Here is a 13,798-nt window from a genome sequence, read left to right as displayed (position 1 = left end):
GTGGCATACAGCTGGGACCCATTGATGGCGTCAGTGCTGCTTGCGGATACACGGCCTGCGGCCACATTCGTGATCTGGCGCTCTGCGCCGGCAGAGCCGACGCTGACCACGCTCGATGGGCTGGTTCCAGCGAACGTATAAGTCACGCCGCCAATTGTCGTCGTCGAGGTTGCATTTGCAGCTGCCGTGACCGAACCTGAACCGAGCGCGACATCGCCAGCGCTCGCCCCAGCGACCGCGGCCGCCCCGAGCGCAATCGATCCATTGGTCGCCGCCGTCGAGGCGCTGCCGAGCGCCAGCGAGCCGGTACCGGCTGCCGTGTTCGAGTTACCCAGCGCCACTGCGCCGGTTCCGGTCGCCGTGTTGGTCGCACCGACAGCGACGGCGCCGGTACCCGTCGCCGTATTCGGGTCACCGATCGCAACTGCGCCGTTGCCGGATGCCGTTTGCTGATAGCCGAGCGCGACAGCCCCCTTGCCGCTGACCACCTGCGACTGATAGCCGGCTGCAATCGCGCCGAGACCCGCTGCCGCAGCGGCGGTGTTGCTAACGCCAAGAGCGACAGTTGATGCCGCAAGCGCCTCTGACCCATTTCCAATTGCTGTGGCGTTCGCGGCCGTGGCCGACGTCGCGGTACCAAGCGCAATGGAATTTCCCCCCACCGCAGAAGCCGCGTTGCCCAGTGCGATATCGTTGACGACCGTCGTGCTTCCACTCACACCCGCGACGGCACTTGTACCTCCCGCAAGCGAATCGGGGCCGTATGCAGTGGCGCCGTAGCCGACCGTGACGGCATCAGCGCCTGCCGCGACAGACTGCCTTCCGACCGCCGTGCTGTTGGCGCCCGAGGCAGTTGCCTTTTCACCGATCGCTGTCGCCTGGGCTCCGCTAGCGATACCGTTATACCCGACGGCCACGGCGTTGGTCCCGCTTGCCGTGGTCCATATGCCGAAAGCGGCGGCATTGCTACCACTCGCGGTCGCCTGTGCGCCGACGGCCGTCGCTCCGCTCGAACCGGAGGCTTGCGAGTTTTCGCCCAAAGCAACACTGTTGAGAGCAGTTGCAACGGAACCAAAGCCGATGGCGTTTGCGTAGGCAGCCGACGCGGACGCGCCGGTGCCGAGTGCTAGGCTGGCGGTACCGGTTGCCTGAGCACCAAAGCCCATTGCAAGCGCCTGCACGCTCGAAGCGGTTGAGGAGCCGCCGAGGGCGACCGCACCCTGCGCCGACGCCGTCGCGGAGGCGCCGATGGCAGTCGCGATGTAAGCCGATGCGACTGCCGCCGAGCCGAATGCAACGGAATTGGGCCCTGCCGCCGTCGCGTTATATCCAACTGCAGAGGAACTTCCTCCGTAGGCGGTAGCCAGCGAGCCAAGAGCAGTATCGAAGCCCGCGGCTGCCGTTGCAGCGTCACCAAAAGCCGCAGAGCTGGTGCCCGTGGCGACCGCGCCACGACCAACAGCGACGGCATGGTAAGCAGTTGCCGTCGACCCGGCACCCAGTGCCTGGGCACCTTGGGCAGACGCCGTTGCATTAAAACCAAGCGCCGTTGAGTTCACTCCCGATGCCGTCGCAGTACAACCAATGGCGACTCCACCGTTCGTGTTCGCAACAGCGGTGCTACAGCCAGAGAGCGTGGTGGCCTGAGCAAATGCCCCCGGCGCGTAGGCGGCGCCTCCGCCCACCAAGGCCAGTACTGCGATGGATATCGCCGTTGGCAGCACGTCGCCCTGCGAACCGCCGCCGGCGTCGTCAGTGCTGCTGAGGCGCCCGAAAAAGGAGGACGCGCTTCCGCCCTTTCCTTTCGTCTTTGCGCCATCGAGTTCCGATGCGGCTACAAATGCACCGAGTGATTCATTCCAGACGGTTCTGTAGATCTTGTTCATTATTCGTTCTCTCTAGCCGCAACCTGTCATTGTTGCGAATCGCACTTCGGCGTGAGGCCCCGGAGGCTCCGATCAGGAAGGCAATCCAGGGCAAAGAAATACCTTGTGCTGGCGCGCTGACTACATCACCCACAAACTGTTGATCCCGCACATCCGCCGCAGACCTGCCTGCTTTCTTTGGCTTTGTCGCACTCCGGCGCGGCCACTAGTGCACCCCGATGACTCACTGCGGACCACCTGGTAGACCTTCTTCATGTTGGGCTCCATATGCCGCTTTGGCGTGCTTTTGACTTACATGGCAGAGCAAGTACGCGTCAGTGCTGAGCAGCGGTCAGCAAACGTCCCTGCATCCAGGTCGCTCCTGCGGCCCTGACTACCGCAACATCTGCCTCTGTCTCGACGCCCTCGACCACAACCTGCGTCGCGACATGCGAAGCGAGCGAAACAAGCTGTTTAAGCCTGGTCTCGCCCTGCGCCGCGCGGGCGCCGACAAGAATGGATCGGTCAATCTTCACAATGTCGATCTGCTCAAATTCATCAAGGTTGTCGAACGAGTGGCCGGCACCGAGATCATCAATGGCCAGCCTGCATCCGAGCGCTCTGACCTGCCGTCCGAAGAGCCGGGCATCCCCAGTCCGTAGCGGCTCCGATTCCGTGATCTCGACAACGAGCCTCCGCGCAACGTCCGGCCGCTGCGCAAGATCAAGAAAAGCCGCAGTCCAGAGCACATCCGGCACTGCGCTGAAACCCGAAAGGTTCACGCCCAGTCGCAGCTGCGGTTCGGACTTCAGAAGCCGGATGGCGCTTCGTGCCACATACCTGTCGAACAGGCGGATCAAGCCTGCCTCCCGAAGCGCGGGCACAACACTGCCCGCCCTGTGAGACACACCTTGCGCGTCGATCAACACTGCAAAACATTCGTGGTAAAGGACATTATTTGCATCGTCTACGCTGGACACCGGCTCAAGCGTCAATGTGAACCGGTTATCACGAAGCGCATCCCATACTTCTTGCGCAGGGCACGCCTCATCTTCCTCTGCCCCGGCGCCCGATACATTTCGACTATTCTTCTCATCGACCACGATCCGCCTCCAGAGCCGCAATCACCTGCCTTGCCGCGTTCGCAAGCCGGCTTCCGAACGGCTCACAGATACATAGGAATCCGCTTCTCCTGAACAGTGAAAATCGGCTGCAGTTCGGGTTTGCATATGTCACCGAGATTAGTTCAGATCGAAGGGCCCTTGTGTCAGACACTGTCAGGAATTCTCCTTGCCGCTACCATCGCGCCGATTTGCAGAGACGTTCATCGAGGCTCGGAGGTTAGCACCGCGTTTGCGAGTCCACTGTCAGGCAGTGTCAGGCCCACGGAGCCGCCGCGACCATCGACCGGAAAAAGCGCCGCGTCGGGCATTGCGTCTGCCACCCTCGTCGCGACTGTCCGCACGGCAAGATCGCCTGACGATTTCTGACAATTGCTGCGCATCAAACGTGTACCATTGCCACTCGAATTCACAAAAATTAACGCTTTATTGGCGAGCCCGGTGGCGGCGACCAGGACAAAGCGCGCGTGCGGCGGATCTTTTGCGCAAAGCGGTTTCCGACGGGGTTTCTACCCGTCGATGCGGCGGCCTGTATCCGCGGCGACCCTCGATGGGGCTACATTGAGCGTCCCGTGACGACGTGATCATTTTTGCAAGCAGAAAAAAGACTCGGCAGCGAGAAAACGCTACGTAGTAAGGATTGCGAATCGTAATCGGCGTTCGCATCGAACCGAAAACAGCAGCCACAACGGTTCATCCGGACGCGCATCGGCTGTCTATCGCTTATGGCTCACGTTGTTCGCGTCACCGTTGCGCTCGCGTTTTAATTGCCAATGCGCTCGTCTTTGCTGTCTTTCCACAGGAGTTCAAGAATGAAAATGCACCACCGTCTCACCTGCGAACTTTTGGGTACTCTCTGGCTGGTGCTGGGCGGCTGCGGTAGCGCGGTTCTCGCTGCCGCCTTCCCTCAGCTCGGCATCGGTTTCGTCGGTGTTTCGCTCGCCTTCGGCCTGACCGTCATCACCATGGCGTATGCCATCGGTCACGTATCTGGATGTCACCTCAACCCGGCCGTCACGCTCGGTCTGTGCGTCGCCGGCCGTTTTCCAGCACGTGATGTGGTGCCATACGTTCTCGCGCAGTTGGCCGGTGCGACTCTCGGCGCGTTCGTGCTCTGGACAATCGCTTCTGGACAACAGGGCTTCGACCTGGTCTCGAGCGGCTTTGCCACAAATGGCTACGGAATTCATTCGCCCGGACATTTCTCGCAGACCTCCGCGTTTGTCTGCGAAGCCGTGTTGACCTTCTTCTTTATTTTCGTGATCCTGGGCGCCACCGACGACCGTGCTCCGCAAGGCTTTGCGCCTCTCGCGATCGGTCTTTGCTTGACCCTCATTCATCTTGTGTCAATCCCCGTGACCAACACGTCCGTCAATCCCGCCCGATCGACGGGACCTGCCCTCTTTGTCGGTGGAGACGCGCTTGCGCAGTTGTGGCTTTTCTGGGTCGCGCCTCTTGCTGGCGCTGTTGTGGCCGGACTTGTCTATCATGCGGTCGCAGCATCGCGTCGGCATACTGCCCCGACCCACGCCGAGATTGCATAAAGACGAGAGCCAAGTCTCTCGCCTCTGCTTATACCAACCAGGGCCATGGACGTGCCGCCAGACGCAACCGTACTGAGCTTCATCGGGGACCCCGCCGATGAGAGCCTGTTCAATCACCGTCAGTATGCCGGTTCGCACGGCTATGGACATCGCGTGGTGGACGCAAGCCTTGGGCCGCGCGGCCAGCAGGTCCGTGCGCTGCACAAGTACGAAGCATTGGCTGAGCTTCTGGAGCACACGGCGCCAGGCGAAATTATCCTTGTCTTGACCGGGAATGCAGCCATCGTTGAGGCTGTCCCGGTCAACCGCTTGATGAAAGACCGCGATGTCCTGCTGGTGTCAACCTCCTCTGCGCTCCCGCAGGCCAATGTGCAGATCTGGCGAAACTGCGAACAGACGCGCAGAAAGATCGGGCAGATCGTAGATGCCTGCAAGCTTGGTGGTGGTGATTTTCCAGGTGAAGAAGCACTCCTTGGTCAATTCTCCACCCATGTATGGCATACCCCGATCGAGGGATTGTGCGTCGTCATGCATTCGGGCCCCAATCTGGACCCGCGATGGTGCGTCGTCCCTACGTTCGCGATCAGCATTGAAGAATCCACGCATGCACCGGTGGAGACAGGCATCGTGCCGCGCTTCCGGGATGCACTGTTCGCACATCTGAATCACTGCAAATCGGGGGCTTCGCAGCTCTTTGAATTTCCGAAGCTTGCTCCCGGTGAAGCAGGCGATCGATCGACTTTCAATGCAGGCAGAGAGATAGCGTTTGTAACGCTCTATACCCCTGAGATCGCATCATACGGTCAGATTGCGGAAAACAGCTTCCGGCATTATTGCGAAAGACAGAACTATACGCTTCACGTCCACCGCGAGATTCCCAGGGAGATCGGACTGTCCGGCACGGGGAACTGGCTTAAGCCCTGGCTGCTAGACGGATACCTGCATCACCATGAATGGGTGATCTGGCTCGATGCCGACATTCTCATCGCTGACAAACGGCGGCGCATCGAGCCGCTGCTCATGTCGCGTGATCGCCTGCTTGCCCGCGACATCGGGCAATGGCCATTTAACTCCGGGATTATGGGCTTTCGCCGTACGTCGGAAAACGCTCTCGTGCTGAAGAACCTCATGGACCAGATAGCGTCGCTGCCTGATCGATCCGGTGTCTATGCGGGAGACGGTGACCAGTACCACTGTATCAACGTGCTCCAACGCCTCGGGTTACTGGATAAAGAGACAGTTCTCAATCCAATGACGATCAATACGCCCTGGTTTATGCGAACGTCCTCAAGTTTCATCGTGCACTATCTCGGCATGTGGACGCAAATGCGCGCGATGATGATGAACCACGACGAGCTCATAGCATCGGGCTAGCCGGCAGCACGACTCGTCACGCTTCTTCCGTACGCTGAATATATCCAGGTGGAAGCCGGGATCCCGTGCGAAATCACGCGTCACGTTCGCCACGTTATCCGGGGATGACTGCCACAAGGCAGTGCAATGAGGCCCCGCAAGATGGGAAGAAACAGCAACACACTCTGACTGCGCACATTAGCAACCAGATAGCTAGTGCTCCAGGCTGAGCGTTCCGCCCGGCGGCAAAACGAACCGGACGAACAAAGGTAACACCCCGATTAAACCCACGAGACCCACGCTTTAAGATGCTGCTGAACGGACGATCATGGCGCCCGGAAAACCGCCGCTTCGTGCGAGAATTATTGTTGCTCGCCTGCATGGGCAGCGCACTCGTTACGACCTTGATTTTGGCGAACCTGACGCTTGCCGCGGATCACTTCGTGTACGACAGGTGGATGCGGTACCGCGCCTTTCCGGCGGACGCGGACATCGTTATTGTCCGCATCGACGATAACAGCCTTGCCCAGGTCGGCCGTTGGCCGTGGCGCCGGGACGTACACGCACAGCTTCTAAAGCGCATCAGCGCCGCCTCGCCGCGCGCCGTGTTGTACGACGTACTGTTCACCGAACCCTCGCCGGAAGACCAGATTCTCGCAGACGCGATGTCTGGTGCCCGCGTCTACCTCCCCCTTATCGTCGAAAGCGACACCAGCGCGGCAAGTCCTGGGCACGGGATCCTGCCGGTCCCCGTTCTGGAGCACGCGGCAGCCGGCATCGGGCACGTCAACCTGGAAGCCGACCAGGACGGCATCGTGCGCAGCGTCGCCCTTCTCGAGGGGAATTCGGAACAGTTGTGGCCGCAGTTCACCGAACCCGTCCTTCAGTCATTGCGTGGAAAAACGTACTCCTTGCCTGGCACGGATGCCGCTGATAGAGCCGGTACCGGCCTCAGTCAGCATGGCGAACTGCGTCGTACAAACCACATCCTCCTGCCGTTCGCGTCCGCCCCATACCCGCAGGTTTCGGCTATCGACGTTCTGAACGGAGACGTTCCGCCGAATTTTTTCGCGAACCGCTTCGTCCTCGTCGGCGCGACCGCCGGCGGTCTCGCGGAACGGATCAGCACATCGGCGTCCAGCGAGCGCGGCGCGCTGTCTGGTGTCGAACTACATGCGAACGTTCTCGACGCTCTGCTCACAGAGCGTAGTATCGAACCGGCAAGCAACGTCACACGAATCGGCTTTTGTCTCGCCCCGGTGATTCTTCTCCTTGCGGGATTCCTGTATCTCACCCCGCGCCAGTGCCTCTTTGCTCAACCGCTTCTGATAAGCGGATGGTTTGCGCTGAGTTACCTGATCTTTTCGCAAGCGTCAGTCTGGGTGAGCCCGGTCCCCGCGGCCATCTGCCTGCTGTGCGTTCACGTCATATGGAACTGGCGACGCCTCGAGGTCATCATCACGTTCGTGGGAGCCGAGCTCGAACAGCTTGCCCGTGAGGAGCCGCTCTTGCGTAGCCGGTTGCACCACGGTCAGCTCACCATCGGCTACGAACTCGAACGTGATATCAGACTCATGCGCCAGGCAGCACGGCAGGTACACGATCTGAAGCGGCTGATATGGGACAGCCTCAACAGCCTTCCTGACCCGGTACTGATGGCGGACGATCAGGGTAACGTTCGGCTCGCTAACGATCCGGCCCGCGCTTGCCTGCGCGCACCCGGTCAGGAGAAACTCGAGGGCAATAGTTTATGCGACCTGCTCGGTCACTGGACATTCATCAATGTTGCCGGAGTCGCCGCAGGCCCGGAAGTGAAGGTCGCGTGGCCCGACGCGCTATTGCCGGAAAGGCCCGGATTCATGATAGTGGCCAGTCACGGCATAGAAATACGCGACCCGCTCGGCCGCCGCTATGTTCTACGTTTTGCGCCATGCAGGAACGCAGCGGGCGAGTTGTTCGGATGGATCTGCTGCCTTTCTGACGTGACGACCCTGCATGCGGCACAACTGCAACGCGATGAGATGCTGCATCTTCTGTCGCACGACATGCGCTCGCCCCAGTCTTCCATCATCGCGCTGGTCGATATCGAACGACGCAAAACCGAACTTGCTGGCGTTCGACTGGCCTTCGATCGCGTCGAACGGTACGCCCGACGCACCCTGGCCCTTGCGGATAGCTTCGTCCGGCTGGCAAAGGCGGAGACACAGGACTTTGAACTGGACATCTTTGACTTTGCCAATTGCGTGCATGCGGCGATCGACGAAGTGTGGCCTCTCGCTAGCACCAGGGAGATAGAGGTGATTTGCGATGAAGATATTGCTGAGCTCCCCGTGAGGGCGAACCGCTCACTCATTGTTCGCGCTCTGGTCAACCTCTTGAACAACGCGATCAAGTACAGCCCCCGAAACACCGAAATCCACTGCAGGTTGCGCTCGGAAGACAAGCCGATAAAACAGATCGTTTGCGAAATCGAAGATCAGGGCTATGGAATTTCGCCCGAACACCGCACGCAGTTGTTCAACCGTTTCAAACGCTTCAGGGTTGCCGGTCAGCCAGACAGCGATGGAGTCGGGCTCGGGCTCACATTCGTAAAAACCGTGCTGGTCAGGCACGGTGGCAGTATCGATTGCGACAGTACGCCCGGCCAGGGGACAACGATGACCGTTCGCCTGCCGTACGCGTCGACTTCCCTCGAGTCCGCATCCAACGGCCGGGACAACGGCCCCCTGTCGTCGCGAAGCTGAACAACGATCAAACCGTCACTGCCAGCAATTGCCCTTCATGGCCCACATTCGGCAGCATTCAATACTGCCTCGCCGTCCACAAAGGTCTCACGATCTGGCGGAAAGCGATTGACGGCCAGTGCTTCAAGACATGGACTGATTGTGTCACCGTTACGGTTACCGTTCGTGGCCGCAGCGGCGACCTTGTAGACGACCTGCCCCGTCTGGGCATTGGTGAGCCGGATCGATACGGCGTGCACATATCGCATGCTACCGAAGAGCGTCCGCGGTCGCCCCTGGCTGGGGGCCTCGCAGCCGCCCGGCGACAGAGCTGGCTGGCATTGCGCCTCCACCTTTGTCGCCGCAGGCCTTGACGAATGTGCAACAGTCAGCGCATATCGGGCGCCGGGCGCTCCAGTCGCGGCGAAACCATGCGCCGCCAGCGCCTCCAGCAGCTCCGGGGCAGGCCTGATGTCGTCGCTATCCCGCAGTTCAGACCGCTGAAAACTGAACGTGCGCGGGTCGCCTTGTGCATGGTGTGTGATCGCCGCCCCGAACGCCTTCTCGCGATAACCTGTGACGATGATTTTTGTTTGGCTCGCACATCCACCAAGGGCCGTCAAAGCACCCAGGAACAAACAAGCTCGCCACGCGTTCTGATTCCTCGACACCGTTGTTTCTCGTTTAAGTAGTGGTCTATTGCCCGATGACAAACGACTCCACAGCGCTCGTTCTTGAATAGTATTTGCCGTTCTCAAACTGTTCCGCGGTGACCGTCCAGTAGTATCGACCTGGCTGAAGATGTGAAACCGTCAGGCGAGTCTGGACGATATCGGCAACATCCAGGATCCTTGCTGCCAGGTCGGGTGACGTGGAAAGTACAAAACGGTAGCGTGTCGTCGGTTCCCCCGTGGTCAGTTCCCCGGTATCCGACATCCACCTGAATTCATAGGCGCCATCGTGCGACAACGGATCCCCTGTCGGGCTGATGGTGCCCATCTTGCGTCGCTCAAACCCATAGGTTTGAGCGAGGCCCTCCAGCCCGCGCTGATCGATTGCACTGAATCGTACAAAGTACAAGCCGTCGGCCAGTTCATCGAAGCGGATTTGGGGGGGTGTGCTACGACGGTCGCCCAGCAGCTCCAGAAACCCCGCGTCCCGGGCGATCTGAACACGATAGGCAACGGCGTCTGCCAGCGGACGAACGTTGAAGATGAGTTGCGCCTGGTTTTGAACCCGCCCCGGTTCGTTCAGCTCTGGCGCGGGGAGCAATCTTACGGGGGCGCCGACGGAATCGGCGACGCCGGTCACGTTCCCGAAGCCGGCATGAACAAATTGCATGTCAAGTGGTTCAGTATGCTGCGAGGGACCAGGGCCGGAATCTCTCTTCGACTGGACCGGCCTTTCAACCGCGACCGTCCCGCCCGTCACCTCGACCGCCGTCGCTTTGCTTGCCTCGATGTATTGGACGCGAAAATGTGTTCCGCGCACGCTCGCGATAATGGAAGGTGAAATGATTTCGAAGGTGTCGCCTGGGCGTCTTAGGGGCGTCACCCCCGTCTCAACCTCTCCCTTCTGCAGCTCGAGTTTGCGGTGAATGGCACCGGTCATCGGCACTTCGTGCAGTTGCCTTAACTCCATCGTGCTATTGGACGGCAAGACCAGGTTGGAGCCGTCGGACAACAGGATTGAGAGCGAACTGTCATCACCCGTGCGGATCTGGTCGCCTTCAGTCAGGGGCACGCCGGGTTGCAGAGGTGAGAATGGACCGCCTGCTGCCCCTCTCTCGGCCACGCCGCGCAGCGCCACGACGTGCGCGGTGAGGGGATCGTGCCTGACCAGCTCCGCCGGCACGCGCAAAACCCTGAACGATTTCAGATCGCGTGGATTGGACACACCGTTGATCCGCTTCAGGCGCATCCAGTCCACTGGCTCTTGCAGATACTGCGACGCAATGCCAAAGAGCGTATCGTTTGGACGTACGGTATAAAGCTCGAACCCGGGTTTGCCATGGCTGTGGTCGACGGTCTGACCAACGCACGTCTGGAAAGAGCACAACAGGACGATCGACGCCGCGCCAGCCCACGATTCAGCCTTTGTCATCCCTGCTCTACCCCGTCAACCATTTCCAGTCTGTACCCGTATCGATATATCGGCGAAATCCTGTAGCCGTTTGCGGGACGCAGATTTAGTTTTGACCGGATCGCGGAGACGTGTGTATCGAGCGATCGTGAGTTTCTGGACAAATCCCGCTGCCAGACCATCTCGCGCAAATAGGAGCGAGACAGCGCCTGGCCAATATGCCGGAAGAATAGTAGAGCCAGTGTAAATTCGAGGCAACTCACCGGCACCGGCTTGTCGCACACATACAACTGCCGGGAGGAAATGACAAAGCGATAGGAACCGAAAACCTCAGCGTCGAGCATCCGTTTCCCGTATGTCCGGCGCAATAGTGCCCCGACGCGCGCGCGCAGTAACAATGCCGAGGCCGGTTTTATCAGGTAGTCGTCGGCCCCCGCCTCCAGGATTGCAACGATATCTTCCTCGAGTGGCCGGATCGTCAGGAAGATCATTGGCGGCGGCGGATGTACGCTATCCCTGATCAAACTCACTACCCCGTCGCCGGTCGACCCCGGTGCATCCCAGTTGAGCAACAGCAGATGAAATCCGGTGCTTGCAAGCTCGCGCACCAGCGCGTTCACGTCGGCAAAGACGTCACAGACGTACCCGTCGGACTCCAGTGTCAACCGGATCAATTCGGCACAAGCCGCATCTTCCTCCAGAACACCGATTCTCATCGTCGCCATTGTTTTTCCATTGCCGCCTCTCCATGGCGGAAATCGGGTCGGCCGAGCACGGACAGAATCAGAAACGACGTCGACGTCAGTGGCACACGTGACCATGCGACGGGTGAAACCCCTTGGCCACAGCATCGGATTCCGACATGTACGATCCATGGTGCGTTTTTCCGTACCACTTGTCCGTGGAGCAGTGATAGACGTGCGTCGTCTCGTTCGCCCACACCTGGCCCGCGCCTGCCGACGGCTTCATCGCACCGCCCGCCGACGTTGAAGGCGTAGCTGCACCAGGCGCACTCGCCGGCCCTGCATTGCCAGCGCCTTGCCCATGACTTGCCAGCCACGTTTTTACACCGTGGTGATGGGCGCACGCTCCAAACTTCGACAGGCCCGAATAGTATGTGCCGTCCGAACACAGGGCGGTCGCCCCCGACGGCGCGACACTGGCCTGCTGGGCAAAAACGGGGGATGCGCCGACTAGCAGGGCGACGATTGCAAAGAACCATTGCTGCTTCATGCCTTCTCCGGGAAAAAACCACATATTGAGAAACGGCCTGTGACCTTTTCGCTCCTAAACGCAAGCGGCAAGACCAAACGGGAGTCAAAAGGATTGACGATTAACAGAACAGACCGACACTGCTTCGGCCTGCACACCGCGCGAACACGCTCGGTCGCGCAACTCGCCATCAGGTAGGCGCGCACAGGTGTGGACAGGGTCCGTGGCATAACTGTATTACGGGGTCGACCATCTGACTGTCAGAGAACGTCAGCCCCGCGTGCGGGCGAGAATCGCCTCCCGGAGAAGGACCGCGGGGCCGCCTGTGCAGATGAACGCGTGTGCGAACGCTTGCGATCGCAAACACACGAGCATCGGAGGCTTGATGCCCCGGCTCTCCGCGCGCCCGGCCTCAGTGTCGCATTAGCGACTGAAGCGCACCGCACTGACCAGATGGAATCGCAATGCGCAGCGCCGCTCGGGAGGCAATCCTTTCCGCACCCCTGCAGGATGCGCAGTTCCGGTGCATGCAGGCCTGGAACGCCCCACTCTGCGTGCCCTTGGCACCGGAGTTGAGCGGCCACCGCATCGATTTACTGCGAACAGACGGGCAACTTCAGCAAGACCGTTCGCAGGCCTTCGAACGCAATGGCAACAACGCTGCCGCGCATCGTGCCAGACGAGAAAATCACGGCGACCGCCTGCCAACATCCCCTCCCGCACTTCCCGCCTATGCACACCAACTACACACGACGGTAGCCGGTCACATCGCGCGCGATGGCCAAGACGCTCTGCGTCTGCCCGTCCTCGCCTGTTTCCGCAACCATACGGATGGCGAACAAACGCCCCTTGCCACGCGGATCACAATCGACCGTCAACTCGGTCGGCTCTCCCGTCTGAAACACCCGTTCGAGACGCCGCTCAAACCTGGCGCAAGTTTGCTCGTCAAACACGCCCAGTTCTCGCGGTGTCTTTCCTTCCCCGACCATGACCGGTATTCCCGTCGCGCTCGCGTGCGCAGGGTTTGCATAGAGTCGCCTGCCCTCCCGGTCAAAGCGAATGATTGGATCGGGACAGTTCTCGACCAGCGTCCGATAGTGCCGTTCACGTGCGTGCCCAAATTCCATCACGCTCCACAATGAAGAAACATCCGCAACCGTCAACACGACGCGCGACGGCCAGGCGCATTCCGCGGCCACAGTCATCCACCTCGCGCAATACCGGCGCGGACCCGTTCCCGCGACCGTCTCTCCCTCCCAGCTGCCGCACGGCGACGATGGGTCATTGATACTGGACACGACTGCCTGCTCAAGACCGGCTGCAAAAAGTCCACGTAAAACGATGTTGCCAAGGGGCGCGGAGGTCATGCCGCCGAATGAGCCCGTTCTGACCAGAGTCGGAAACCCGTCCCTGTCGAAATCAACGATAAACAGCCATTCGTCTACTTGATCGTTGTACCGTGCCTGGCCGGTGCCGGAAACGTAGGCTTCCAGGCCGCGTCCAACTCTGTTTCGCGAGGGCGTTTCACCGACAGCAGCAGATCTGGCCGCTTGCGATGCCCTCTCGGGGTCGAGTCTCGCTGCCCAGGACAACGGTCTTGACGGACGACGCAATGCAGAAGAAGCCCTGACCGAGGAATTAGTGTGGGTCCCTCCGGCACAACTGCCAACTGCCGCCAACGCACCGGGCCGGCCCTTGCCCAGCGCGCGTGCGCCGACACACGCGACGAGCGTGCAGATTCCCAACGTCATCACCAGCCATTCCATCTCGATCTTTAATCTCCCCAACAGGTGTGTGCCTGTAGGCTACCTTACGCTCCCGAGCGGGACTGTCAGACATGGTCAGCAACGCGGTCGGGCGCGCATGCGAATAGGCCTATCCTTAATCCAATATCAGGA

9 protein-coding genes and 1 pseudogene are annotated in these 13,798 nt (G+C 60.3%); 3 read left to right on the top strand and 7 right to left on the bottom strand.

Annotated elements, in window-relative coordinates; all coding sequences use genetic code 11:
* Positions 1-5: 5 nt before the first annotated feature.
* Positions 6-1,886 (bottom strand): annotated as a pseudogene (locus tag AB3X98_RS35650) (ESPR-type extended signal peptide-containing protein); the annotation flags it as partial.
* Between the two features lie 314 nt (positions 1,887-2,200).
* Positions 2,201-2,968: an EAL domain-containing protein gene (locus AB3X98_RS35645; protein ID WP_368604596.1), complete on the bottom strand. Its 768-nt coding sequence runs from the start codon at positions 2,966-2,968 to the stop codon at positions 2,201-2,203.
* 830 nt (positions 2,969-3,798) lie between these two features.
* Here AB3X98_RS35645 and aqpZ point away from each other — a divergent pair.
* The 3 genes from aqpZ to AB3X98_RS35630 all read left to right on the top strand — a co-directional run bounded on the left by aqpZ (position 3,799) and on the right by AB3X98_RS35630 (position 8,627).
* Positions 3,799-4,530, top strand: coding sequence for an aquaporin Z (gene aqpZ / locus AB3X98_RS35640; protein ID WP_368604597.1), 732 nt, complete (start codon positions 3,799-3,801; stop codon positions 4,528-4,530).
* Between the two features lie 45 nt (positions 4,531-4,575).
* Complete coding sequence (locus AB3X98_RS35635; RefSeq protein ID WP_368604598.1) at positions 4,576-5,904, top strand: galactosyl transferase GMA12/MNN10 domain protein; 1,329 nt, start codon at positions 4,576-4,578, stop codon at positions 5,902-5,904.
* A 287-nt stretch (positions 5,905-6,191) separates the two neighbouring features.
* Positions 6,192-8,627, top strand: a complete 2,436-nt coding sequence (locus AB3X98_RS35630) for a CHASE2 domain-containing protein (protein ID WP_368604599.1) — start codon at positions 6,192-6,194, stop codon at positions 8,625-8,627.
* A 35-nt stretch (positions 8,628-8,662) separates the two neighbouring features.
* On the opposite strand, the gene AB3X98_RS35625 is transcribed toward AB3X98_RS35630, so the two are convergent.
* From AB3X98_RS35625 to AB3X98_RS35605, 5 genes are all read right to left on the bottom strand, one after another.
* Positions 8,663-9,277, bottom strand: a complete 615-nt coding sequence (locus AB3X98_RS35625) for a hypothetical protein (protein WP_368604601.1) — start codon at positions 9,275-9,277, stop codon at positions 8,663-8,665.
* A gap of 25 nt (positions 9,278-9,302) precedes the next feature.
* The gene (locus AB3X98_RS35620) at positions 9,303-10,709 is read right to left on the bottom strand and encodes a FecR domain-containing protein (protein ID WP_368604602.1); all 1,407 of its coding nucleotides are present in this window, start codon (positions 10,707-10,709) and stop codon (positions 9,303-9,305) included.
* Complete coding sequence (locus AB3X98_RS35615) at positions 10,706-11,413, bottom strand: response regulator transcription factor (RefSeq protein WP_368604603.1); 708 nt, start codon at positions 11,411-11,413, stop codon at positions 10,706-10,708. The genes AB3X98_RS35620 and AB3X98_RS35615 overlap by 4 nt, the downstream gene beginning before the upstream one ends.
* A gap of 76 nt (positions 11,414-11,489) precedes the next feature.
* Complete coding sequence (locus AB3X98_RS35610) at positions 11,490-11,921, bottom strand: DUF3761 domain-containing protein (RefSeq protein ID WP_368604604.1); 432 nt, start codon at positions 11,919-11,921, stop codon at positions 11,490-11,492.
* Between the two features lie 722 nt (positions 11,922-12,643).
* Positions 12,644-13,666: a PAS domain-containing protein gene (locus AB3X98_RS35605; RefSeq protein WP_368604605.1), complete on the bottom strand. Its 1,023-nt coding sequence runs from the start codon at positions 13,664-13,666 to the stop codon at positions 12,644-12,646.
* Positions 13,667-13,798 lie beyond the last annotated feature (132 nt).

Origin of the sequence: Paraburkholderia sp. BR14312, assembly GCF_040948675.1 — a bacterium.
GTDB classification, from domain to species: Bacteria; Pseudomonadota; Gammaproteobacteria; order Burkholderiales; family Burkholderiaceae; genus Paraburkholderia; species Paraburkholderia nodosa_A.
This window is presented reverse-complemented; position numbering and strand designations above follow the sequence as displayed.

What these genes read in the sequence shown, in the direction of transcription:
- AB3X98_RS35630 (WP_368604599.1), top strand. Translation starts at nt 6,192, where the DNA reads ATGCTGCTGAACGGACGATCATGGCGCCCGGAAAACCGCCGCTTCGTG.
- aqpZ (WP_368604597.1), top strand. Translation starts at nt 3,799, where the DNA reads ATGAAAATGCACCACCGTCTCACCTGCGAACTTTTGGGTACTCTCTGG.
- AB3X98_RS35635 (WP_368604598.1), top strand. Translation starts at nt 4,576, where the DNA reads ATGGACGTGCCGCCAGACGCAACCGTACTGAGCTTCATCGGGGACCCC.
- AB3X98_RS35620 (WP_368604602.1), bottom strand. Translation starts at nt 10,709, where the DNA reads ATGACAAAGGCTGAATCGTGGGCTGGCGCGGCGTCGATCGTCCTGTTG.
- AB3X98_RS35605 (WP_368604605.1), bottom strand. Translation starts at nt 13,666, where the DNA reads ATGGAATGGCTGGTGATGACGTTGGGAATCTGCACGCTCGTCGCGTGT.
- AB3X98_RS35610 (WP_368604604.1), bottom strand. Translation starts at nt 11,921, where the DNA reads ATGAAGCAGCAATGGTTCTTTGCAATCGTCGCCCTGCTAGTCGGCGCA.
- AB3X98_RS35615 (WP_368604603.1), bottom strand. Translation starts at nt 11,413, where the DNA reads ATGGCGACGATGAGAATCGGTGTTCTGGAGGAAGATGCGGCTTGTGCC.